We start from the raw sequence: 23844 nt of genomic DNA, 5'->3' as shown, positions 1-23844 counted from the left end.
GCCCTTGCCCTTCACGCCCCCGCACGCTAGTCAGAAGGCGTCCGCAAACCGGGGGCACCGATGGCACAAGACGACCCAAAAACACTCGTTTCCACCAGCTGGCTTGCCAAGCATCTGAAAGACCCAGACCTTCGGGTTCTGGATGGCACTTGGTTCATGCCGGCCGAAGGCCGTGATGCCAAGGCTGAATACGCCCAAGCCCATATTCCCGGCGCGCGTTTCTTCGACATCGACGACATCAGCGATAACCGTTCGGACCTGCCGCACATGGTGCCGCCGGTCGAAAAATTCATGTCCCGCTTGCGTGCAATGGGCGTCGGCGACGGTCATCAGGTCGTGGTTTATGATGCCCACGGGCTGTTCTCGGCAGCCCGCGTCTGGTGGCTGTTTCGCCTTATGGGGCAGGATAACATCGCCGTTCTGGACGGGGGCCTGCCCAAGTGGCAAGCTGATGGTCACCCGGTCGAAGATATGCCGCCGATCGTGCGCGACAGGCACATGACCGTCCGCCGCCAGAACCAGATGGTCAAAGACGTGACGCAGGTGTCCGCGGCTTCAAAGCTGGGCGATTACGAAATACTCGATGCGCGTTCACCCGAACGCTTCCGCGGAGACGTTCCCGAACCCCGCGAGGGGCTGCGTAGTGGCCATATTCCGCGGTCCAAGAACGTATATTATCGCGACCTTCTGAACGATGATGGGACAATGAAATCCTCCGACGATCTGCGCGCCGTGTTCGACGCCTCGGGCGTCGACATGGGTAAACCCGCGATCACAAGCTGCGGTTCTGGCGTAACCGCGGCGATTGTCAATCTTGCGCTTGAACGCGTCGGCAAGATCGATCACGCGCTTTATGACGGATCATGGACAGAATGGGGGGCTTTCCCCACCGTGCCCGTCGCCACCGGAGACGACTGATGTTCGAACACCTCAAGGAACAACCCAAAGACAAGATCCTTGCCCTGATGCAGGCCTACAAGGACGATCCGCGCGACACCAAGATCGACCTTGGCGTCGGCGTCTACAAAAACCCGCAGGGCGTGACTCCGATCATGCGCGCCGTGAAAGAGGCCGAGCGCCGCTGGTGGGACGAGGAAACCACAAAGGCCTATACCGGCCTTGCGGGGGACCCGGCCTTTACCGATGCGATGATCAATCTTGTTCTGGGCAACAGCGTCGCGCGCGACCAGTTTTCTGCCGTTGCCACACCAGGCGGCACCGGCGCGGTGCGTCAGGCGTTTGAACTGGTTCGCATGGCCAACCCCGAGGCACGCGTTTTTGTCTCTGATCCGACATGGCCCAACCACCTGAGCATTCTCAAGTATCTGGGCATGGAAACCATCATGTACCGCTATTTCGACAACGCCTCGGGCGGGGTCAATTTCGGCGGGATGATGGAAGATCTGGGCCAAGTGCGCAAAGGCGATGTCGTCTTGCTGCACGGCTGCTGCCACAACCCCACCGGGGCCAACCTGAACATGGTCGAGTTCAAGGCCGTGATCGACCTGATGAACGAAAAAGGCGCGATCCCGATGATCGACATCGCCTATCAAGGCTTTGGTGATGGTCTGGACGAAGATGCCGCCGCCACGCGCGCTGTCGCCGCGGGCTGCCCTGAGACCCTGATCGCGGCCAGTTGCTCCAAGAACTTCGGGATTTACCGCGAACGCACGGGCCTTCTGATGGCGGTGGCGCAGGACAAGTCGATGCAGGCGATTGCCCAAGGAAATCTTGCCTACCTCAATCGGCAGAACTACTCCTTCCCGCCCGATCATGGCGCGCGGCTGGTTGGCATCGTGTTGAACGACGATGACCTGCGCGCGGATTGGAAAGCGGAACTGGAAGAGGTTCGCAAAGGTATGCTGAGCCTGCGCACACAATTGGCGGATGAATTGCAGAAACTCTCTGGCTCGGATCGCTTTGGCTTTCTCGCGCAACACCGCGGTATGTTCTCACGCCTCGGCGCATCGCCTGATCAGGTCGAAAAACTGCGCGCCGATCACGGGATTTACATGGTTGGGGATTCGCGCCTCAATATCGCGGGCCTGAACAAGGATACCGTACCGGTCCTAGCCAAGGCAGTTGTCGAAGTCGGCATCTGAGGGCCACAAGAACAACGGTGGCGCCAAAACATGGCGCCACCAAATCAGGTTTTCGACCTTGTCCCGTAGCGTGCAACGAACATCTCGACCGCACCTTCGATGACTCGATCCACGTCCTCTTGGGAAAAATCGCTTTGCAAACCGCACAGCTTGCGCACGAACAAGTCTGATTTACATAGCTCGGCGAATTGATTGACCGCCAATTCGTAATCCTCGATCTCAAGCTCCCCCTTGTCCGCATAAGATTTCAGAACTGGGATCATGCGCTCGCGCACCAAGGCCGGCCCAGAAGCGTAAAACCGCTTGCCCAAATCAGGAAAGCGGTGCGCTTCGGACACGCAGATACGAAAGACCTGACTGCCGAAATCCGACAGGAAAAAACCCACTAGATGCCGTGCGGCCGCAGCAAGGTTCACTTCAACGGGCGCGTCGATGTCAATCTCTGCCGTCGCACCATCTGCTTGCCGGTTACATTCGGCCTTGGCCACTTCAGAAAACAGCAATCTCTTGTCGGGGAAATAGCTGTATAGCGTTGCCTTCGACACCCCCGCCACCTTGGCGATGTCGTCCACGCTGGCCCCCTCGAACCCGTCGCGCATGAAAACCTCGCGCGCCCCATTAAGGACTTGTTCGAACTTTCGGCCTTTTTTGATTTCTGCGGACTCTGCCGTCATGCGGACCCTCCCCGAGCCGAAACAGTTTAATCGGCTCGAGGGGTCATTCGCAAGCCCGCCGTCACGGAATGACACAGGCGGTTCAACGACTTACTTGGACATGCCGCTGTTATCCTTGGTGACAGGTTCCGAGACGGGCTCGGGGTAGGTCAGTGTCGGCGTCAGCGTAGATGTATCAATACTCATTGCCGCTGTTGGCGCAGCGAGGGACACTAGGCAAAGAGCCATCAAGAGGTTTTTCATCGCTCATCTCCATCTAAACTGATTCGTTTAGATACAAACTAAACCATTCGGTTCACTTTTCAAGGCATTTCTGAACTAATTAGTTTGGTTAATGGCATTGCATTTCCGATGACGGCAAGTATTTTAGAACCGTTCTAAGGAGTAGACCATGATCCCAGGAGTTTCCTCTCGCCGCCGCTTCTCTGATCTGAGCGAACAAGAGATCCTTGCCCTCGCCATTTCATCCGAAGAAGACGACGCCCGCATTTATCGGAGCTATGCCGAACGGCTGCGCCCCGATTTTCCCGATACGGCCAAGGTATTCGACGGCATGGCCGAAGAAGAGGACGGGCACAGGCAATCCTTGATCGACCTTCACAAGGCCCGTTTTGGCGACGTGATCCCTCTGATCCGGCGCGAGCATGTGGCCGGCTTCTATGCCCGACGGCCCGTTTGGTTGGTTGAAAACCTCGGGATCAACCGCATCCGCGCAGAAGCGGAAATGATGGAGCGCGACGCCGAGGCGTTTTACCTCAAGGCCGCGCAACGCACGAGCGATGCCGCAACCCGCAAACTTCTGGGTGATCTGGCTGCGGCCGAAGCCGGCCACCAAGACCGCGCCGGTGAGCTTGAGCATGCACATCTGGATGAAGAGGCCCGCGATACCGAGGCCGAGGTCTCAAAGCGCCAGTTCGTTTTGACATGGGTACAGCCGGGCCTTGCAGGCCTGATGGATGGCTCGGTCTCGACCCTCGCACCGATCTTCGCCACCGCCTTTGCGACGCAAGATACATGGACCACTTTCCTTGTGGGTCTTGCCGCGTCGGTCGGGGCCGGAATTTCGATGGGTTTCACTGAGGCCGCTAGCGATGATGGCGAACTGTCAGGGCGCGGCAGCCCGCTCAAACGTGGCTTTGCTTCGGGCATCATGACAACCGTGGGTGGCCTCGGTCACGCGCTACCCTACCTGATTCCGGATTTCTGGACAGCCACCATTATCGCGATCTTCGTGGTCTTCGTCGAACTTTGGGCCATTGCCTGGATACAGAACAAATTCATGGAAACACCCTTTTTCCGGGCTGCATTTCAGGTGGTTTTGGGTGGTGCACTTGTCTTTGCCGCGGGCGTTTTGATCGGCAGTGGATAGCATCCGGTGATTGACCATTAGCTGCCAGATGCTAACAAGCGGCAGATGCTGGATATTTTTCTACAAACACTGCCGTTCTTCCTGATCATCGGGTTGGGCTATGGCGCCGGGCGTACGGGCTTCTTCAGTGAGGAAGCGACCGCTTGGCTGACTAAGTTCGTGTTCTACTTCGCGCTGTCGGCCATGCTGTTTCGCTTTTCCGCCAACCTATCCATGAGCGAGGTTCTCGATTGGCGGTTTGTCATGGCTTACCTTTGGGGTACGGCCTTTGTTTACGGGTTGGCCACCATGGTCGCCCTCCTGCGCCGCGTCAGCGTCGAGGAGGCCGCGATCGAGGCGCAATGCGCGGTGATCGGCAACGTGGGTTTCCTTGGCGTGCCGATGCTGGTTCTCTTGATGGGCCAGGCCGCGATTGGGCCGGTGATGATGGTTCTCGCCGTGGATTTGATCGTTTTTGGTTCACTCGTGGTGATCCTTATCACCGGGTCTCGGGATGGCCGTATGAGCTTTGGCATCCTGCGAACCGTAGGGATTGGATTACTCAAGAACCCGATGATCGTTTCGATTGTTCTTGGGCTGGCGTGGTCGGCGCTCAACTTGCCGATCCCGGACCCTATGAACCAGTTTGTGAGCATTCTAGGCGGAGCTGCAACACCCGGAGCCCTTTTTGCCATCGGCGCCTCGCTGGCCTCGAAATCCGCCGAGCGGCCCTTCGTGGCCGGCTGGCTGTCATTCTGCAAACTGGTGCTGCACCCTGCCTTTGTAGCGCTCTCGGCCCTGATACTTTTTCCCGTCGCGCCCTATTCAGCCGCAGTGATGGTCGCGGCTGCGGCCCTGCCTGTGGCTGGAAACGTCTTCATCCTCGCCAGTCACTATGGCGTGGCGCCACAGCGGGTTTCAGCCTCGATCCTGATCTCCACGACATTGGCCGTTGCCACTGTTTCGCTAATTATCGGCTGGGTGTCGGGACTTTATTGACGATTGCCGTCTATGGGGTTGCCATGTGGCCCGCGCCGTGGTGACTGTCGGGCCAAACATCCATCGCGAAAGGGATTGCATCATGGAAACCGTATCGGAAAACGCCTGTTTCGGCGGGGTTCAAGGCGTCTATACTCATAAATCCGAGGCCTGCTCCTGCGACATGACCTTTGGCCTTTTCCTGCCTGCGGAGGCCAAGGATGGTCCGGTGCCTGTGCTTTGGTATCTATCGGGACTAACCTGCACCCATGAAAACGCGATGACCAAGGCCGCCGCCCAAGGTTGGGCCGCCGAGCAGGGGATCGCCCTGTGCTTTCCCGACACCTCACCACGTGGCGAAGGCGTGGCCAATGACGAGGCCTATGATCTGGGCCAAGGCGCTGGCTTTTACGTCAATGCCACCCAAGATCCGTGGAAGCCGCATTTTCGGATGTGGGACTATATTGCCGACGAACTACCCCGCGTGCTGACCGCAAACTTCGCCATTGACGAAGACCGCCAAGCCATCACCGGCCACTCCATGGGCGGGCACGGCGCGCTGACCTTGGCGATGTCTCTACCCGGTCGTTATACCAGCGTCTCGGCTTTCTCCCCGATCTCGAACCCGACCGCGAGTGACTGGGGCCGCAAACAGTTTTCCGCCTACCTTGGCGATAACGAAAGCCAATGGGCCGCGCATGACGCAAGCATCCTGATGCGCGAACGTGGCTTTGACGGCCCCGTTCTTGTAGATACCGGCACGCAGGATCAGTTCATCGACCTTTTGCGCCCCGAAGCCCTGGCCGCCGCCTGCGCCGAAAAACGCCAGCAAGCGACCCTGCGCATGCAACCGGGCTATGACCACAGCTATTTCTTTGTGTCGAGCTTCATGGAAGATCACATCAGCTTCCACGCCGAAGCGCTTTATGCGGGGTAAGCCATGTCACATTACGACCTGATCATTATCGGTTCCGGCCCTTCGGGACGTGCGGCCGCAATCCAGGCCGGCAAACTCAAGCGCCGTGTACTGGTCATCGACCGCAAGGATCGTCTTGGCGGGGTTTCGGTGCATACCGGGACGATCCCCTCGAAAACCCTGCGTGAAACCGTGCTGAACCTGTCTGGTTGGCGTGAGCGGAGTTTTTACGGGCAATCCTATCGCGTGAAAGATGATATCGGCGCGGGGGACCTGAAATCACGGCTGCACATGACCTTGGACTACGAGGTGGATGTGCTGGAGCATCAGTTCAACCGAAACCACGTCGATACCCTGAGCGGCATGGCGCGCTTTGTCAGCCCGACAGAGGTCGAAGTCGATACCGATGCGGGCGAGGTCACAAAGGTTTCCGGCGACAAGTTCCTGATCGCGACGGGCACCAAAACCTACCGGCCCGACAATATCCCCTTCAATGGCACAACCATTGTCGACAGCGACGAGTTTCTCGAACTGGCGCAAATCCCCCGTAGCCTGATCGTCGTGGGCGCGGGCGTGATCGGCGTGGAATATGCCACGATGTTCTCGGCCCTCGATGTGAGGGTAACATTGATCGAACCACGCGACAGTTTTCTGGATTTCATTGACCGTCGGCTAATCGAGGAATTCACCCACCAAATTCGTGAAAACGGCGTAGATCTGAGGCTTGGCTCAGCCATCGAGAAGGTCGAGGATGGCGGAAGTCACGTTGAGGTTTCCTTGGCCAACGGTCGCCACGTACGGTCGGAAATGCTGCTCTTTGCCGCCGGGCGTATGGGCGCGACCGACAAATTGGACGTGGCTGCCGCGGGGCTTGAGACCGACCACCGTGGACGACTTGAGGTGAACCGCAAGACCTATCAAACCAGCGTGCCGCATATCTATGCCACCGGCGATGTGATCGGGCACCCCTCGTTGGCCTCCACCTCGCTTCAACAGGGGCGCGTTGCGGCCTGCCATGCGCTTGACACGCCGACATTGCCGGAAAGCCCCTGGTTCCCTTATGGCATCTACTCGGTACCCGAAATTTCCACCTGCGGCATGTCCGAAGAAGAAATGCAGGAACGCGGCATTCCCTATGAGGTGGGCATTGCCCGGTTCCGCGAAACCTCACGCGGGCACATCATGGGGCTGGAACACGGCATGTTGAAAATGCTGTTCTCGCTCAAGACCCGCCGGGTTCTGGGCGTGCAGATCGTAGGCGAAGGCGCGACCGAGCTGATTCACATCGCGCAGGCGGTCCTGAACCTGAAGGGCACGGTGGATTACTTCGTGCAGAACACTTTCAATTACCCCACGCTGGCCGAAGCGTACAAGATCGCCGGTCTGGATGCCTTCAACCGCATGCCCATTCCCGAGGAATACAAGGTCAAACGCGACGAGGGAAAAGCCAAGAAGGCCAAAAAGTGAGCATCTATGTCGATGCCGACGCCTGCCCGGTGAAGGCCGAAGTGGAGAAGGTGGGCACCCGTCATGGATTACATATTTTCATCGTGTCGAACGGCGGTTTACGCCCCTCGCAAAACCCTCTGGTCGATACGGTGATTGTGCCGGAAGGCCCCGATGTGGCCGACCAATGGATCGCGGACCGCGCCGGACCGGGAGACGTGGTGATCACCGGAGATATACCACTGGCCGCGAAATGCATCGAAGCCGGTGCACAGGTGTTGAAACACAACGGCGAGGCCCTGACCGAGCGCAACATAGGACAGGTGCTTGCCACCCGTGACCTGATGGCCGATCTGCGCGCCGCCGATCCCTTTCGGCAGGGTGGCGGCAAGGGGTTTACAAAGGCTGACCGCTCCCGTTTTCTGGACGCGCTGGAGAGGGCCGTACGCGCCGCCTCCGGCTGAACCCAGAGGCCTGTTATGATCCCCGCGACCGTCCAGCAATCAAACCTGACAGGTGCGCTTTTCGCACTTATGGCTGTCATGTGTTTTTCGCTCAACGACGTGGGTATCAAGTTCCTGTCAGACACTTATGCCCTGCATCAGGTGATTTTCATTCGCTCATCCATTGGGACGCTCGTTATGCTGGCCGTGATCATGCCGCTGAGCGGCGGGTTCAAAGTGATGCGCACCCGGCGCCTAAAAATGCATTTGCTACGTGGCGTCTGTGTCGTCATTGCCAATATGTGCCTGTTTCTGGGCCTTGCCGCGATGCCGATTGCAGATGCGGTAGCGGTGTTCTTCATCTCGCCCTTGGTGATTACCGTATTCTCGGTGGTGTTTCTGGGCGAGACCGTAGGAATGCGCCGGTGGGCGGCGATTGCCGTCGGGTTCATGGGCGTCCTTGTGATCGTGAAACCGGGCACCTCGGCGTTTCAGATCGCCTCGCTACTGCCTATGCTGGCGGCTATGCTTTACGCGGTGATCCACATCGTCGCACGCAAGATCGGAGGCACGGAAAGTGCAGCCACAATGGCCTTTTACATCCAGGTGACCTTTATCATCGCCAGTGCGGGTTTCGGTCTGACACTCGGGCATGGGGCCTATGCCACCGAGACGCATCCTTCACTGTCATTCCTGTTACGGGCATGGGGGCCAGTCATGGCCGAAGATTGGCCCGTCCTCTTCATGCTGGGCCTCAGCGGCGTCATGGGGGGCTTTTTTATATCTCAGGCCTACCGCCTTTCCGAGGCTGCCTTTGCTGCGCCTTTTGAATATGTCGCGATGCCGATGGCGATCATGTGGGGGGTGACGGTGTTCGGCACTTGGCCCGCACCCACGGCATGGATCGGGATTGCCTTGATCATTGGATCGGGTCTTTATCTGCTTTGGCGCGAGTCGGTTAAGGATGACACATTGGCGGGCAAGGCCCCGCGGCGGAGATAGCTATGCCCATCAACGCGGTGATCTTCGATATCGGCAACGTCCTGATCGAATGGCAACCCGAGCGCTACTTCGCCTACCACATCGGCGAAGAGCGCACCCGGGCGATGTTTTCCGAGGTCGATATCCACAGCATGATGAACCGGATTGATGCGGGACATGCCTTTGACCAAGTGGTTGAGGGCACCGCACAAGCCCATGCAGATTGGCACGATGCAATCATGATGATCCGCGACAACTGGGCCGATGTGGCAAGCCCTGCCATCCCGCTGAGCGTGCATCTATTGAGACAATTACGAACTAAGGGCATTCCTGTTTTCGCCCTGTCGAATTTCGGGGCTGAAAACTTCCCCGTAAGTGTCGCCAAATACCCCTTTCTGGAAGAGTTCGACCGGCACTACATTTCAGGACAGATGGGGATGATCAAGCCAGACGCCGCCATCTATGCCGCCGTCGAGGCGGATTGCGGGCTTTCTCCGGACACCCTCCTGTTCACCGATGACCGGCACGACAATATCGCAGCCGCGCAGGCGCGTGGCTGGCAGACCCACTTGTTTGACGGCCCGGAAGGATGGGCGCATTGTCTGGTGAAACAGGGACTGCTGACAAAGGACGAAGCACAATGAGCATCACGATCATTCCATTCGACGAGGGCCAGAAACACCTTGATTGGCTTGGCCTCTGCGATGCCTTTGAGGCCGGTCACAAACTGCCCAAGGCCGAGATCGGCGATACCTTCCTCTACCGCGATCCCGATACCCTTTTGTCGCGCGCGGCCTGGATCGACGGAATGGGCATGGCCGTGAAAACCGCCACGATCTTTCCCGGGAACCCCGGCAAGGGGGATCCGATGATCAACGGCGCGGTGAACCTGTATTCGGACAAAGACGGCACACTGGCCGCACTTGTAGACTTTCATCTTGTGACCAAGTGGAAGACGGCGGGCGATAGCCTGTTTGCCGCGCGCAAACTGGCCCGCCCCGACAGCGAAAACATCCTGATCGTGGGTGCCGGAACCGTGGGCCGGTCGCTATTCGAGGCCTATCAGGCCGCCTTCCCCAAGGCGCGCTTCCGCGTCTGGAACCGCACCCGCGCCAATGCCGAAGCCATGTGCGAGGATTGCCCGGGCCTGCGGGTGGCGGATGATCTGGAACGCGCGGTCAAGGATGCCGATATCGTCACCTCGGCCACCATGTCGACCGAACCGGTCCTGAAGGGAGAATGGTTCCAACCGGGTCAGCATATCGATGTGATCGGGGCCTACCGCCCGGATATGCGCGAGGTGGATGATGAGGGCATCAAGCGGGTACGTATATTCGTGGACAGCTATGACACCACAGTAGGCCATATAGGCGAGATCAAGATCCCGCTTGAGGCTGGGACAATCACCCGCGATGACCTTCTGGCCGATCATTATGAACCTGAAAAATTCACCCGGCAAAGCGAAGACGAGATCACTCTGTTCAAGAATGGCGGCGGCGCGCATCTGGACCTGATGACAAGCCGCTACATCCTTGATGCGTGGCAGAACGCGCAATGATCGAGTGGTTTTTTGCCGGTCTGGCGGGGGTGATTCTGGCGCCCACGGTGGCCGAGGTTTTGCGCCCGCGCATGGGGCCATCGGCCCGGCAGTCCGCACCCGGTGAGTTTGCGGAACTGTCGCGCGGAGTGACGCACTATCAATGGCTTGGCCCGGAAGGTGGGCCATTGGTCGTCTGCGTTCACGGCCTGACAACGCCATCCTTTGTCTGGGAAGGGATCGCCCCCCGGTTGGCCGAGGCGGGCTATCGGGTGTTGACCTATGACCTGTATGGGCGCGGGTATTCAGACCGGCCCCGTGGGGCGCAGGAGGGGGGCTATTTTACAGCACAACTTGAGGAATTGCTGGCGCATCTTGAGGTAGCTGATCGGTTTACGCTTATCGGTTACTCCATGGGTGGCGCGATCGGGGCCTGCTATGCGGCGCAGCACCCTGAGCGGCTGAAAAAGCTGATCCTGCTGGCTCCGGCAGGGATGGGGCATGATCTTGGCCCTGTGGCGCGCTTGGTGGTGAATTACGGCGGCTTTGGGCGGTGGCTTTTCATGGCGATGTATGGCCGGTCTTTCCGCAAGGGGACCGAGACCGAGCGCGACATGCCCTCAAGCGTGCCGGATATCGTGGATCGGCAGCAGAATGAACTGCGGTACCGCGGGTTTCGGGGGGCGGTTCTGGCTTCTATGCGGGGGATTTTGGACCGCGACCTTGAGGAGGAGCATCGCACGATTGCCGAATGCGGCCTGCCGGTTCTGGCGATCTGGGGGCGCGATGATGATGTGATTCCGATCTCTGGGATGGGCAAACTGGCCGAGTGGAACCGCAGGGCAGAACATGACGTCATTGAAGGCGCGGGCCATGCGCTTGCCTATTCGCACAGTGAAGAAGTGCTCCGCCTGCTGCGACCTGCACTTGAGTCGGCCCAAAAGTAACCGGGCCCCGCATGGGGGCCCGGAAATTTATCTTATCCTTTGACAAGCATTTGCGGCGAGATCACGTCGATCCCAAGGGCCTTGCCCACGGCGTAATAGGTCAACTGCCCGGCGTGGACGTTCAAACCGTTCAGCAAGTGCGGATCGTCGGCACAGGCCTGTTTCCACCCTTTGTCGGCCAAGGCCAGCATGAAGGGCATCGTGGCGTTGCCAAGCGCAATCGTCGAGGTGCGCGCAACAGCACCGGGCATGTTGGCCACGCAGTAGTGCATGATGCCATCAACCTCATAGATCGGGTCGGCGTGGGTGGTCGCCTTTGAGGTCTCGAAGCAGCCGCCCTGGTCGATTGCAACGTCCACCAGAACCGCACCCGGTTTCATGCTGGGGAACTGATCACGGCGCACCAGCTTGGGCGCCTCGGCCCCGGGAATGAGGACCGCACCGATGACCATGTCGGCCTCTTCCAGATGCTCGGCCAGAAGGCCCGCCGAGGAATAGCCGGTGTTGAACGTGTCGCCAAAGACATCATCAAGGTACCGCAGGCGCGGCAGCGAACGGTCGAGCACGGTCACATCCGCGCCCATACCTGCCGCGATACGGGCAGAGTGGGTGCCCACGACACCGCCGCCAATGACCAGAACCTTCGCCGGGCCGACGCCGGGCACGCCGCCCATCAAAACACCACGGCCACCATTGGCCTTTTGCAGGGTATAGGCCCCCACCTGCGGCGCCAGACGGCCGGCAACCTCAGACATGGGCGCCAGCAGCGGCAGGCCGCCACGATCATCGGTCACTGTTTCATAGGCAATGGCCGTACAGCCGGATTCAAGCAGGTCACGGGTTTGGGCGGGGTCGGGTGCGAGGTGAAGATAGGTAAACAGAAGCTGGCCTTCGCGCAGCATCTTGCGTTCGACTGCTTGGGGTTCTTTGACTTTCACAATCATGTCGGCCGTGGCAAAGACTTCCTCGGCGGTGTCGATGATCTTGGCGCCAGCCGCCTCATAAGCGGCATCCTCGAACCCGGCGCCCAAACCGGCGCCCGATTGAATGATGACGTCATGACCGTGGGCTACAGCCTCTTGCGCGGCATTGGGCGTCATGCCGACGCGGAATTCTTGTGGCTTGATCTCGGTTGGGCATCCGATTTTCATGGGGTATCCTCCTCGCATTCTATAAGGTGCAGAATGTCGCAGGTGGCACGCAATCGGGTTGATATTTCCCTCGCGTTACACCGTATTTTGTGAATAACCTTCGAATAACTTGGGGTTTTGACGAAAGGCCTTGCGCATATGGCTTTGGACGCGATGGATCGGCGGCTTTTAGATGTTCTGCAAAGGCGGGGTCGAATTTCGAACGCCGACCTGGCCGAAGCGGTGAACCTGTCGGCCAGTGCCTGTCACAGGCGGGTGCAGCGCCTTGAAGCCGAAGGATATATCCGCGACTACGTGGCACTTCTGGATGCCCGCAAGCTGGGGATGCCTGCGACGATCTTTGTCGAAATCACCCTGTCGACGCAAGCCGACGAGGTGCTGGAAGCCTTTGAAAAGGCCGTGGCGCGCATTCCCGACGTTCTGGAATGTCACCTGACAGCCGGGGCTGCCGATTACATTCTGAAGGTCGTGGCAGAAAACACCGAGGATTTCGCGCGCATACACCGGCAGTACCTGACACGCCTCCCGAGTGTCGCCAAGATGCAATCCAGCTTTGCCCTGCGGACGGTCTTCAAGACAACCGCCCTCCCCCTTTGACATATCCGATCTATCGGGAGTGTCGCCAATGGGCCTTGGCGTTTTCGCAAGAACCCATTGGCGATTTTACGTGAGTGATGACACCCTTGCCTCAACACACGTTGCATACAAAACCCTAACAACTGGTTACGTTTGCACTCGCTACCCAAAAACAACGTAATGACGGGATTATCGCAGTCGCTCTCTTCACCTTCACGGGGAAAATCCGCGATGCCTTACCCCCTGCATACAAAAAGGCCCCGACACATGCCGGGGCCTTCTGTTTGGATAAGAGAAGGGACCGATCAGTCGTCGGCTTTCTCTTCCTTCTTGACCTCTTCGCCGGTCTCTTGGTCGACGACCTTCATCGACAGGCGCACCTTGCCGCGATCGTCGAAGCCCAGAAGTTTGACCCAGACTTCCTGACCTTCCTTGAGAACATCCGACGGATGGTTCAGGCGGCGGTTTTCGATCTGGCTGACGTGGACCAGACCGTCGCGCTTTCCAAAGAAGTTCACGAAGGCGCCGAAGTCGACGATCTTGACGACTTTGCCCTTGTAAATCGCGCCTTCCTCGGGCTCGGCCACGATCGAATGGATCATGTCGTAGGCCTTTTGGATCGACTCGTTGTTCGGGCTGGCGATCTTGATGATGCCATCGTCGTTAATGTCGACCTTGGCCCCCGAGGTTTCCACGATCTCGCGGATCACCTTACCACCCGAACCGATGACTTCGCGGATCTTGTCCTGCGGAACGGTCATGGTCTCAATCCGAGGGGCGTGGATGCTGAAATCACCAGCTTCGGTCAAGGCCTTGGACATCTCGCCGAGGATGTGAAGGCGGCCTTCTTTCGCCTGGGCGAGGGCCTTTTTCATGATCTCGGGCGTGATGCCTGCGACCTTGATATCCATCTGCAACGAGGTGATCCCGGCTTCGGTGCCTGCCACCTTGAAGTCCATGTCGCCAAGGTGGTCTTCGTCACCGAGGATGTCGGTCAGGACGGCATAGTCGCCGTCGTCTTCCAGAACCAGGCCCATGGCCACACCGGCCACGGCCGACTTGAGCGGCACACCGGCGTCCATCATCGACAGCGACCCACCACAGACCGAGGCCATGGAGGACGAGCCGTTCGACTCGGTGATCTCGGAGACCACGCGGATGGTGTAGGGGAAGTCGGTTGCGGCCGGCAGAACGGCCTGTAGGGCACGCCATGCCAGTTTGCCGTGACCGATTTCACGACGGCCCGGAGGGCCCACACGACCCGCTTCACCGACCGAGTAGGGCGGGAAGTTGTAGTGCAGCAGGAAGTTCGAGCGGAAGTTCCCGTGCAGGGCATCGATGATCTGTTCATCATCGCCGGTGCCAAGGGTGGTGACCACGAGGCCCTGGGTTTCGCCACGGGTGAACAGGGCCGAACCGTGGGTCCGCGGCAGGATGCCGGTTTCCGACACGATCGGGCGCACCTCGTCCAGCGAGCGGCCGTCGATGCGCTTGCCGGATTTCACCACGTCGCCACGCAGGACGGCGGCTTCGAGTTTCTTCAGGGCCGAGCCGAGGTTAGCGTCTTCACGCTGTTCTTCGGACAGGCCTTCGAGAATAGCCTCTTTCGCGGCGCCAACAGCGGCCTGACGTTCCTGCTTGTCGAGGATGGCATAGGCGCTGCGCATCTTCTCTTCGCCCAGACCTTTGACCACCTCGTAAAGCTCGGAGTAATCCGGCGGGGTGAAATCGAAGGGTTCCTTGGCGGATTCCTCGGCGAGGCTGATGATCAGGTCGATCACCGGCTGGATTTGCTCGTGCGCGAAGGTCACGGCGCCCAGCATCTCGTCTTCGGTCAGCTCGTAGGCCTCGGACTCAACCATCATCACCGCGTCTTTGGTGCCGGCAACCACCAGATCGAGGCGTTGATCGGGGTTGTTGCGCAGGTCGTGCATATCCTCGACATCGGGGTTCAGGATGTATTCACCATCCTCGTACCCCACGCGGCACCCGGCAATCGGGCCCATGAAGGGTGCACCGGAAATGGTCAGGGCCGCCGAGGCCGCGATCATCGCGACCATGTCGGGGTCGTTGACCAGATCGTGGCTAAGGACCGTGCACATAACAAGAACTTCGTTCTTGAAGCCGGGCACGAAGAGCGGGCGGATCGGGCGGTCGATCAGGCGCGCGGTGAGGGTTTCCTTCTCGGTGGGGCGGGCCTCACGTTTGAAGAAGCCGCCGGGCACTTTACCCGCAGCATAGTATTTCTCTTGGTAATGCACTGTCAGGGGAAAGAAATCCTGACCGGGCTTGGGTTCCTTGGCGAAGGTCACGTTGGCCATGACGCTGGTTTCCCCAAGGGTGGCGATGACCGAGCCATCCGCCTGACGGGCGACCTTGCCCGTTTCCAGAGTGAGGGTATCTTCCCCCCACTGCATCGATTTTTTCACTTCGTTGAACATCGTCGTATCCTAGTTGGAAGCGCTCTTGGGCGTATCCCAAGTCTTCCGTTTCAATGGCGGCCCCATTGCCGCCGACCCCTCTCTACCATTCCATGCGCCGGGGTCAGAGCGTCACGTCTCAGATGCCTGCGCATTACAGGAGTTTTGACTGTTTTGAAAGGATAGATCGGCGCAGGCCGCGCGAATCGGACGTTAAGCCTGCAAAGCAAGGGAAAGGGCCACTCTGCGCCGCGTCGGCAAAACGTCGGTATTGCGTCGGTATCGCTGTCGGCGGGCCTGCGGATTAACGGGGCGTGCGGTGGCAAGTCGTACGTTTTGTACGCGCGTTTCGTACGAAACGCAGGGAACGCAAAACGCCCGCTCGGGGGACCGAACGGGCGCTTGCGTGATCCGATGGATCGAAACCTGTTAGCGGCGGATGCCGAGGCGTTTGATCAGGTCCTGGTAACGGCCTTCATCTTTGCCTTTGAGGTAGTCCAGCAGCTTCCGGCGCTGTGCGACCATTTTCAGAAGACCACGGCGGCCGTGGTTGTCTTTCTTATGGGTCTTGAAGTGCTCGGTCAGCGTGGAGATACGCGAGGTGAGAATGGCAACCTGAACTTCGGGCGAGCCGGTGTCGCCGTCTTTGGTTGCGTATTCTTTCATCAGGCGTGCTTTTTCTTCGACTGTGATCGACATCGGGGTCTCCTTTGAGATTAAGGGTTGAGGGCACAAGCCGGGATGTCGTCCAGCAGGGTCCTATGGAGATGTCGCAAGGATATATCCAAGCGATGGGGGCGTATAAGAGATTCCCACACAAAAGGGAAGAGGGAATGTACAGTCGCGCCAACAGCTTACGAATGGCTTGGCGCGTCCGATCATCACCAGCCCGCTGCCTTGATCAAAGGCGTTGGTTCGAGTGACCACCCACAATTCTAAAAACCGGCGGTCCCATTTCCCGCGGCAAGGTCACTGACCGGTCAGGGATTTCTCATCTTCGAAGACAGACCCGTTCTTGTCGGTCACCTTCAATGTGACGCTCAAACTGGCCTCGGGTTCAAGCGAGACGCGCGAGACCGAAAGGGGGCCCATGGCCTCACCTTGGGACACGGGCACCGTACCCGATTGCCTGTTGACGGATTTACCGCTTGGGCCACTCTTGACGACGTCAAGCTGGTACTCTCCGCCTACCCCCTTTTCAAGGTTCGAGAAGACCTCAATCTGAACAAGCCCATCGTTTTGGGACATATCGAGCCAAGCACGCGGAACCTCATCAGAGGCCACGGAAAAGGGCCAGGCCGCGAGGAGCGCGAATAATAGTCGACTGATCTTCATCTCATACTCCATTATCCAGCAATGCCTTCGAGCATTGTTTATCAGGTGGGGGCCTATTGCGCCTCGGAGGGAGCCACCTGTAGGTACACACCATCGTCACGCGTCACGATCTGCCCCGTGGAAGCCCCAGCCTTCTTGGCTTGGATTGGCATGGTGCCCTGCGCACAGTCCGCGCCCAAAGTCATCGACAAAGTCCCATCTGCTTCGCAGTCACCCGTCTCAGGTTGCGCAACCTCGGGCGATGTCTGGCCGGCCTCAGTCTCATTCGGGGCATTGCCGCCTGCGGCCCCTTCATCCTCCGTCAGTTCATCCTCAACCGATGTGACATCATAAATCGCGAATATCTCGTCCAGGATCGGCGCTGTATCTTCTATCGAGAGTCCCCCGGCTTCATCAGGGGCGATCGGGGAAATCTGTTCAACGATGGCCGGATCTTTGGTGGCCTCGAACCCCTCTTGTGTCTGGGCGATCGCACCGTCCCAGAAGATCATCATGCCCCATGAGAGGAGTGTGATCGACAGGCCGCGCATGACATCAATTTCCGGTCTGGGTGATCTGTACGCTCATTCCACCGCCTGCGCTACAACCGGCAAGACAATCTCCGTGCTGGAGCCGTCAAGCAAGTTGGTGATTTCGACGGTGATCGTCTCCAGCGTACGCTCGTAGAAAATTGGCCGGACGAAGTTTGGAAAAACACTTTATTGCAAAGCCTTACACGCCATTCACAGCCTTAACGCAAGCCAGATGAATAGTTGACGGCTTGGCGCCAAAACATCCGCTGTGAAACGTATCGTTCCGATACTCGATACAGTCCCGAATGGTTGCCACAAGTCCAAATGGTGACCAGCAAATCCCAAGAGCGTACAACTGTAAGTTTATTTTTGCATTCGATCGCCTGAAACGAGTCAGGACAGCACGCGCGTTTCATCAACCGCGTCGCCTTTGATCCCTATAGACTACTTTGCGGGATCAACGTGATATGGTCCAAAGTCAAGCCGGGGGAACGATCAAGCGACGCGACCGCATTCCCGTTTATCAGAACGGACATACGATTGGCCGAAACCGGGTCTTCTTCAATCGTGACGTCAGGATCTGGGTCGGCAAAATCATCAAAAATCACGGCAAGACCATCTTCGTCAGCCGAGAAATCTGTAATCAGCGGCTGGTGGTCATTTGCCAAGCGCGCATTCAAAGTGACAGTATCGGCGCCATCACCTGTATTGACGACATCACCGGCTCCGGCAGCGATCGTATCCTCCCCGGCGCCGCCGTTTAGGTAGTCTGCATCCTGATCATCTGCGCCGTTCAGAATGTCGTTGCCGTTGGAGCCAAAAAGCGTGTCCTGCCCCGGTCCACCGGCCAGATTGTCATGGCCCAGTTCGCCATGCAGAGCGTCGTCCCCTGCACCGCCACTCAAGGTATCGTTGCCATCGCTTCCGACAAGGCTGTCATCGCCATGGTCACCATCAAGCACATCATCTTGGTTGCCGCCAAAAAGCGTATCGTCATCGGCCCCACCGGACAGGACGTCATCTCCATCACCTCCATGCAGGGTGTCCTCGCCTTCGGAGCCGATAAGCGTATCTTGCCCCGCCTCACCGTGAAGGTCATCACGGCCTTCAAACCCGTCGATATGATCGCCACCGCCATACCCGTTGATCTGATCAAGGCCTTCACTGCCTGAGAGGGTGTCCACGCCATCCGTACCTTCGGTAATTGCGCTGCCCCCCTCATCCAATGCCGAGATGTCCAAATGCGTGGGGGCGCCGGTTTCCGGTGCCTGCCCCGGTTGGGGCACAGCATCCGCCCCCTCGCCATCAGGATCTGCGACAAGCGCATCAAAACCATAGAAAGCCGTCGCACCGACGGCCAACATTCCCATTAATCCCACAAACAGCATTCTCGTACCATGATGACAAGGCCCCCCATTAGTCGGTCACAGGAGGCCGTTCTGGTCAACGTTATTTGCGGAAGATGGTTAATATCTGGTCATGGAAGGCAAGACGCGAGACCGAAAAAATGGCCTTATGTCAGGGTCGGCGCAGGGTATCCCCGTAGGTAATCGTGGGCTCCAGCGCGATGTGCGACGGTTCAGGCGTGTCGGCATCTTCCTCCACGCGTTTGGCGATGATCTCGGCCGCACGGCGACCAATTTCAAGCCGACAGGCATCCATCGAAGCCAGTTCGAGCGGCAGCCCCTTGAGCAGGCTCAACCCGTTGAACCCCGCCAGACCGATCTGGTTGGGAATGTCGACGCCCTTTTCCCAAAGATAGATCAAACCGCCCGCGCCGATCTTGTCGTTGGAATAATAGAGGAAATCCAGATCGGGGCTGCGGGCGAGTATGGCCTCGGTCATCTCTCGGCCTTTGACGAGAGCGGACCCCCCGGAATAAAATTCATGATCCGCGATCTCCACGCCCGCCTTTGCAAGCGCCTGGGTGAAGCCCTCGAACCGTTTGCGGGCCCGGTGATCGAGCGGCATCTTGGTGCCAAGGAACCCGATACGTTTGTAACCACCCTTGAGAATGGCCTCGGCCATCTGCTGACCGGCGCGGCGGTGCGAGATACCGACCACGGAGTCGACGGGCGTACCATCGGTATCCATGATCTCGACCACGGGAATCCCCGAGGCGCGCAACATGGCGCGCGACGCGTCGGAATGTTCCAACCCCGCGATGATCACGCCGGAGGGGCGCCACGAGAGCATCTCGTAAAGCACCTTTTCCTCTTTTTCCGGCAAGTAGTCGGTCAGGCCCACGACGGGTTGCAGGTCGGTTTCTTCCAACACCTGGCTGATCCCCGTCATGACTTCGGGAAAAACCATGTTGGACATGGAGGGGATGATCACGGCCACGAGGTTGACCCGCTGGCTGGCCAGGGCCCCGGCGATCTTGTTGGGAACATAGCCCAGTTGCTTCGCCGCCTCCAGAACGCGCTTGCGTGTGGCGTCTGATACGTCACCACGATTACGCAACACGCGGCTGACAGTCATTTCCGAAACGCCAGATGCCTCGGAGACATCGCGCAGGGTAAGGGGGCGGTTTTCGGGGTTGGTCACGGCTGATTGTCCTGAAAGGCCTTTGACCCCTGTTATCGCAAACGCCCCGGAAGGATCAAGCAGATCACGCGCAGCCCGCGCCGCATGGTTGCGCGATTTCGGGACATGACAAAGCGCTTTCGGCCCGGTATGGAGGATGCTGCGCGGCCCCGTGGCTCAACTGGATAGAGCAGCCCCCTCCTAAGGGGCAGGTTGCAGGTTCGAATCCTGCCGGGGTCGCCACTTATAGATTTATGTTTCAAATCAAACTCTTGGCGTGTGAAGAGGAGAAGCTCCTGATCAAAATGTGTGGCGTTTTGTATGGAGACGGGCCAGTGCCTCAATCAATAGGCAAATCTGAAGCGAAGGGTTCGACGAAGGGAGGCGCTGAGTGAAGTTTATTCCATATATTTCAATAGTTTATCTGTGATCTATCTTGCCAAACGTGACGACCTTTTGTGACAGTTTTTCTTTGAGCGCGATTTTTGAATCTAATCATTGAGGGGGTCTTGCTAAACAACCTCTGGATGCTCATTACGGTTTATACTTGGGAACTAGATTTGAAGTGAGGCGGTTATGGAGGTCAACATCCGGCAGTTGGATGGCCCATGGGACGCAGGCTACGCGCTCGACAAACACACTCTGAGCAGTGTCTGCGTAGGCCACAACGAATACGGGCATCCTGTCTTTGAAACTACTCGTTCCGAGGCGGGCGAAGCGCTGTTTAATTTGAAGTATCGAAGTGATTGGTCACAGGTTGATCCACTCGCACAACAGTTGGTTTCAAGCGTCTTGCCGCTTTTTGACAAGGTTCACTTACTGCTTCCGATGCCAGCTTCGACCACGCGACTTCGTCAGCCGGTTGACGAGCTTTGTGCTGCTTTGAGCAAGCACTCGGGTATCCCAGTTTTCGACAACGTGCTTGTCGTGAACGAAGGCTACCAACCAACAGCGAAGCTGAAAGACCTTCGCTCCAAAGAAGAGAAGCAAGAGGTCTTGAAGGGGAAGCTCGCAGCGAACGATGGCATTGAGAAAGGCTGTTGGAACGCCCTAATTGTGGATGACTTATATCACAGTGGCGCTACCATGGAAGCAGCGACGAAAGCCCTCCGTGGCTACAGTAAGATAAACCGGGTCTACGTCGCGGTCTGCACTTGGAGGTGAGCATGAGCAAGTTGTTTGTAGCAGGATCATTGAGCATTAAGCACTTGCATCCCAAGTTTCTTGAGAGGCTCGATAACGCTATCAAATCAGGTCTTGAGATCGTTGTGGGCGACGCCTCCGGCTCAGACGCATCAATCCAGAGATTTCTGGCGGATCGCGGAGTGAAAAATGTAGTCGTCTACTGCAGCGGGGCCACGCCTCGCAACAACTTGGGCGACTGGAGTGTGGAGTGTGTGAAATCAGATGCCGCTGAGGGAACCCGTGCTTTCTACACGGCGAAAGACAGGCGCATGGCCGAAGCCGCCGACTTTGGTTTGATGGTTTGGGATACCAAAAGCACCGGAACTCTGAACAACGTGATTGAGTTGATCCGCGGCGGAAAGAAATCAGTGGTATTCATCAATAAGGAGAAGCGTTTCGCTATGATTAGTGAGCCGCAAGAAATCGCTGAGTTGATCAAAGCCATGTCGCCAACGGCAAAGGACAAAGCTGAGCGAAAGATCGGCCTCTCCAAAGCTCTCAACTCACTCACCAACGAGCAGTTCAGTCTTCAATTGTGATCGTCAGCAGCTCAATAGCTCAGGAGACGCCGAGCTGGGGTCGAAGAAGGGATACGATCTCATTTCCAGAAACTCACGCGTTTTCAGTAGGATACAAAGATAATGTGGTCCACACAAGCGTGTCAGTCAACATGTACCACGCTAACGCGATGCTCAAGTATCTCATGAAAAGGCCGAACACTACTTCCAGCCGTCAGTAGCTTTGGATCAGGGGCAATTCTTGAATTGACGCCTTATTTGTAGAGGCCGGGTTGCCGTCATCGGCTGCCTATGCGAGGAACCTAACCCAAAATTCTCAAAGCAAAACTTGGTGCATTGAACGTGCCTAGTAGTTTGATCTGCGATGTCAAAAGTTTAATCAACTGTCGCTATGTGTGGCATCTGAACACTAGGCGCTGTCTACAAATTGGCCTAGGTTTTCTAGTACAAAATAAACGAGGAACGGCCTTACATCTCTATGACCATCCAAGTTAACCCCGCTGTCCTGATCTGGGCGCGTGAAACAGCAGGTTTCGCGCTGGACGAAGCTGCGTCCAAATTGTTCAAGGATGGAGTTAAGGCAACAGCCGCAGAGAACTTGGCAGCAATGGAAGAAGGCGAAAAGCAACCAACCCGAACTCAGTTGGCCAAATTCGCTAAGTTATACAAACGCCCTCTTTTGGCTTTCTACATGGCGGAGCCGCCGCGCACTGGACAACGCGGACAAGACTTCCGCCAAACCCCTGACGACCGCACCAAGCGCGAAAACGCGATGCTGGACGCCTTACTGAGGGACGTTAAAGCCAGACAAGAGGCCGTGCGCGACCTGCTTTTGGACGACGAGGATTTTTGGGAGCATAAATTCGTCGGCTCCATGACAATAGACACGCCCGTGACAACAGTAGCATCCTCTCTAAGCATGGCCTTGGGGTTTGAACACCGAGACAAGAGCCTGAGACGCGGGGAACCTGACAAGTTGTTCAGGACCCTAAGAGCTGCGGCTGAGGACATTGGTATCTTCGTACTGTTGCTATCTGATTTGGGGTCTTACCACTCTACAATTCCCTCCAGTGTCTTTCGTGGCTTTGCGATTGCGGACGAAATTGCGCCGTTCGTAGTGATCAATGCTAAAGAAGCCAAAACCTCCCGATCCTTTACGTTGATGCACGAACTCGCACACATTTGGCTAGGAGCAACAGGTGTCAGCGGGCAAGCCTACACTGGCAACCCTAGCAACCAAGCCGCAAAGATTGAGCAGTTCTGCAATGACGTGGCTGGCGAGTTCCTTTTGCCCACTGAATATTTCAAAGCGGATGCCGTCGAATTTGATCCAGACGACACAGATGCTGCGGAAAAAATCATTGATGCCATATCCTATAGTTGGTCCGTTAGCGGACCAATGGTGGCTTACAAGCTGTACCGGATGGGCGATCTAACTTCCAATGCCTACAGCACACTCAGGAATGTCTATCACGCTCGCTGGCAAGCCGCACTATCTGCACAGAAGAGCAAGCAAAAGGACGGGGAAGGCCCAAGCCGCAACGTGGTTTTGGCGCACAATCTTGGGGACGCCCTACTTGGTATCGTATCTCGCAGCGTTCGCACCAACGCTCTGACCTATACCAAAGCTGCACGGCTCTTAGGGTCCAAAGCGAACAGCGTAGAAACCTTGGTCCGTAGCTATGAAGCCAAGATGAACAAGTCCGATCTGTTCAATGGTGCGTCCTGATGTATCTTATAGACGCTAACGTCCTAATCACGGCAAAGAACCTATATTATCCGTTGGACCGCATACCACAGTTTTGGGAATGGCTGATAGACATGGGTGAAGCCGGCAACATCAAGATGCCACGTGAAATTCATGACGAAATTTGCGAACGAGACAATCCGCTGGGGGACTGGGCAAGGGACGACCACACCAAGGAAGCACTGTTGCTATTGGAGGACCCCGACCCCGCATTGGTTCAGCGCGTAGTGCAACATGGGTATGAAGGCGATCACCCTGATTTCACTGACGGACAACTTGAAAACATCGGCAGGGATGCCTTCATTGTTAGCTATGGCTTGGCAGACACCTCAAGAGTTATCGTAACGAAAGAAGTATCTGCACCAAAAAAGCGTATGGGCAACCGAAAGATACCAGACGCCTGCAATGACTGTGGTGTCAACTGGTGTACCGATTGGGATATGTATTCCGCCCTCGACTTCAACCTGCGCAGATAAGCCCACTGACGCGCTGCGCGGGACAT

The 23844-nt window shown here is 57.5% G+C and carries 24 protein-coding genes and 1 tRNA gene; 17 read left to right on the top strand and 8 right to left on the bottom strand.

What is annotated here, in order from left to right:
* Positions 1–60: 60 nt before the first annotated feature.
* Both sseA and FDP25_RS10440 read left to right on the top strand, forming a co-directional pair.
* The gene (gene sseA / locus FDP25_RS10445) at positions 61–918 is read left to right on the top strand and encodes a 3-mercaptopyruvate sulfurtransferase (RefSeq protein WP_154151445.1); all 858 of its coding nucleotides are present in this window, start codon (positions 61–63) and stop codon (positions 916–918) included.
* Complete coding sequence (locus FDP25_RS10440) at positions 918–2102, top strand: amino acid aminotransferase (RefSeq protein WP_154151441.1); 1185 nt, start codon at positions 918–920, stop codon at positions 2100–2102. Before sseA ends, FDP25_RS10440 begins: the two co-directional genes overlap by 1 nt.
* Positions 2103–2146: 44 nt before the next feature.
* On the opposite strand, the gene FDP25_RS10435 is transcribed toward FDP25_RS10440, so the two are convergent.
* Positions 2147–2776, bottom strand: a complete 630-nt coding sequence (locus FDP25_RS10435) for a TetR/AcrR family transcriptional regulator (protein ID WP_154151439.1) — start codon at positions 2774–2776, stop codon at positions 2147–2149.
* Between the two features lie 391 nt (positions 2777–3167).
* Here FDP25_RS10435 and mbfA point away from each other — a divergent pair, with 391 nt between their 5' ends.
* The 9 genes from mbfA to FDP25_RS10390 all read left to right on the top strand — a co-directional run bounded on the left by mbfA (position 3168) and on the right by FDP25_RS10390 (position 11372).
* Positions 3168–4145 carry an iron exporter MbfA gene (mbfA, locus tag FDP25_RS10430; RefSeq protein ID WP_154151437.1) on the top strand — a complete coding sequence of 326 codons (978 nt, stop codon included), beginning with the start codon at positions 3168–3170 and terminating at the stop codon, positions 4143–4145.
* Positions 4146–4190: 45 nt separating this feature from the next.
* A complete protein-coding gene (locus FDP25_RS10425; RefSeq protein ID WP_154151433.1) occupies positions 4191–5123 on the top strand; it encodes an AEC family transporter in 933 nt (310 codons plus the stop codon).
* Between the two features lie 82 nt (positions 5124–5205).
* A complete protein-coding gene (gene fghA / locus FDP25_RS10420; protein WP_154151431.1) occupies positions 5206–6039 on the top strand; it encodes an S-formylglutathione hydrolase in 834 nt (277 codons plus the stop codon).
* A gap of 3 nt (positions 6040–6042) precedes the next feature.
* Complete coding sequence (sthA, locus tag FDP25_RS10415) at positions 6043–7485, top strand: Si-specific NAD(P)(+) transhydrogenase (RefSeq protein WP_154151429.1); 1443 nt, start codon at positions 6043–6045, stop codon at positions 7483–7485.
* Complete coding sequence (locus tag FDP25_RS10410; RefSeq protein WP_343032019.1) at positions 7482–7928, top strand: YaiI/YqxD family protein; 447 nt, start codon at positions 7482–7484, stop codon at positions 7926–7928. The genes sthA and FDP25_RS10410 overlap by 4 nt, the downstream gene beginning before the upstream one ends.
* Positions 7929–7943: 15 nt before the next feature.
* Positions 7944–8909, top strand: coding sequence for a DMT family transporter (locus tag FDP25_RS10405; protein WP_154151426.1), 966 nt, complete (start codon positions 7944–7946; stop codon positions 8907–8909).
* 2 nt (positions 8910–8911) lie between these two features.
* Positions 8912–9532, top strand: a complete 621-nt coding sequence (locus tag FDP25_RS10400; protein ID WP_154151423.1) for an HAD family hydrolase — start codon at positions 8912–8914, stop codon at positions 9530–9532.
* Positions 9529–10446, top strand: coding sequence for an ornithine cyclodeaminase family protein (locus FDP25_RS10395; RefSeq protein WP_154151422.1), 918 nt, complete (start codon positions 9529–9531; stop codon positions 10444–10446). Before FDP25_RS10400 ends, FDP25_RS10395 begins: the two co-directional genes overlap by 4 nt.
* Complete coding sequence (locus tag FDP25_RS10390; RefSeq protein WP_154151421.1) at positions 10443–11372, top strand: alpha/beta fold hydrolase; 930 nt, start codon at positions 10443–10445, stop codon at positions 11370–11372. The genes FDP25_RS10395 and FDP25_RS10390 overlap by 4 nt, the downstream gene beginning before the upstream one ends.
* A 32-nt stretch (positions 11373–11404) precedes the next feature.
* Here the strand turns inward: FDP25_RS10390 and ald are convergent, their stop codons facing one another.
* Positions 11405–12523, bottom strand: a complete 1119-nt coding sequence (gene ald / locus FDP25_RS10385) for an alanine dehydrogenase (RefSeq protein ID WP_154151418.1) — start codon at positions 12521–12523, stop codon at positions 11405–11407.
* A gap of 138 nt (positions 12524–12661) precedes the next feature.
* On the opposite strand from ald, the gene FDP25_RS10380 reads away from it, so the two are divergent.
* Positions 12662–13120, top strand: a complete 459-nt coding sequence (locus tag FDP25_RS10380; RefSeq protein ID WP_154151416.1) for an Lrp/AsnC family transcriptional regulator — start codon at positions 12662–12664, stop codon at positions 13118–13120.
* Positions 13121–13404: 284 nt separating this feature from the next.
* Here the strand turns inward: FDP25_RS10380 and pnp are convergent, their stop codons facing one another.
* The 6 genes from pnp to FDP25_RS10350 form a co-directional block, all read right to left on the bottom strand.
* Positions 13405–15540 carry a polyribonucleotide nucleotidyltransferase gene (gene pnp / locus FDP25_RS10375; RefSeq protein WP_154151415.1) on the bottom strand — a complete coding sequence of 712 codons (2136 nt, stop codon included), beginning with the start codon at positions 15538–15540 and terminating at the stop codon, positions 13405–13407.
* 408 nt (positions 15541–15948) lie between these two features.
* On the bottom strand, positions 15949–16218 hold the full coding sequence (gene rpsO / locus FDP25_RS10370; protein WP_154151414.1) for a 30S ribosomal protein S15: 270 nt from the start codon (positions 16216–16218) through the stop codon (positions 15949–15951).
* 270 nt (positions 16219–16488) lie between these two features.
* The gene (csgH, locus tag FDP25_RS10365; RefSeq protein ID WP_154151413.1) at positions 16489–16854 is read right to left on the bottom strand and encodes a curli-like amyloid fiber formation chaperone CsgH; all 366 of its coding nucleotides are present in this window, start codon (positions 16852–16854) and stop codon (positions 16489–16491) included.
* A 53-nt stretch (positions 16855–16907) separates the two neighbouring features.
* The gene (locus FDP25_RS10360; RefSeq protein WP_154151411.1) at positions 16908–17384 is read right to left on the bottom strand and encodes a hypothetical protein; all 477 of its coding nucleotides are present in this window, start codon (positions 17382–17384) and stop codon (positions 16908–16910) included.
* 419 nt (positions 17385–17803) lie between these two features.
* The gene (locus tag FDP25_RS10355) at positions 17804–18730 is read right to left on the bottom strand and encodes a calcium-binding protein (RefSeq protein ID WP_246175815.1); all 927 of its coding nucleotides are present in this window, start codon (positions 18728–18730) and stop codon (positions 17804–17806) included.
* Positions 18731–18884: 154 nt separating this feature from the next.
* Positions 18885–19913 carry a LacI family DNA-binding transcriptional regulator gene (locus tag FDP25_RS10350; protein WP_343032018.1) on the bottom strand — a complete coding sequence of 343 codons (1029 nt, stop codon included), beginning with the start codon at positions 19911–19913 and terminating at the stop codon, positions 18885–18887.
* Between the two features lie 145 nt (positions 19914–20058).
* Here FDP25_RS10350 and FDP25_RS10345 point away from each other — a divergent pair.
* The 5 genes from FDP25_RS10345 (at position 20059) to FDP25_RS10325 (ending at position 23818) form a co-directional block, all read left to right on the top strand.
* A tRNA-Arg gene (locus FDP25_RS10345) sits at positions 20059–20135 on the top strand.
* 333 nt (positions 20136–20468) lie between these two features.
* Positions 20469–21056 (top strand): ComF family protein, encoded by a 588-nt coding sequence (locus FDP25_RS10340; protein ID WP_154151403.1) that lies wholly within the window; start codon positions 20469–20471, stop codon positions 21054–21056.
* Between the two features lie 2 nt (positions 21057–21058).
* Positions 21059–21616 carry a hypothetical protein gene (locus FDP25_RS10335; RefSeq protein WP_154151402.1) on the top strand — a complete coding sequence of 186 codons (558 nt, stop codon included), beginning with the start codon at positions 21059–21061 and terminating at the stop codon, positions 21614–21616.
* A gap of 457 nt (positions 21617–22073) precedes the next feature.
* A complete protein-coding gene (locus FDP25_RS10330) occupies positions 22074–23324 on the top strand; it encodes an ImmA/IrrE family metallo-endopeptidase (RefSeq protein WP_154151400.1) in 1251 nt (416 codons plus the stop codon).
* On the top strand, positions 23324–23818 hold the full coding sequence (locus tag FDP25_RS10325; protein ID WP_154151397.1) for a DUF4411 family protein: 495 nt from the start codon (positions 23324–23326) through the stop codon (positions 23816–23818). Before FDP25_RS10330 ends, FDP25_RS10325 begins: the two co-directional genes overlap by 1 nt.
* Positions 23819–23844: the final 26 nt, after the last annotated feature.

This window comes from Roseovarius bejariae, from assembly GCF_009669325.1.
Classification (GTDB): Bacteria; Pseudomonadota; Alphaproteobacteria; order Rhodobacterales; family Rhodobacteraceae; genus Roseovarius; species Roseovarius bejariae.
This window is presented reverse-complemented; position numbering and strand designations above follow the sequence as displayed.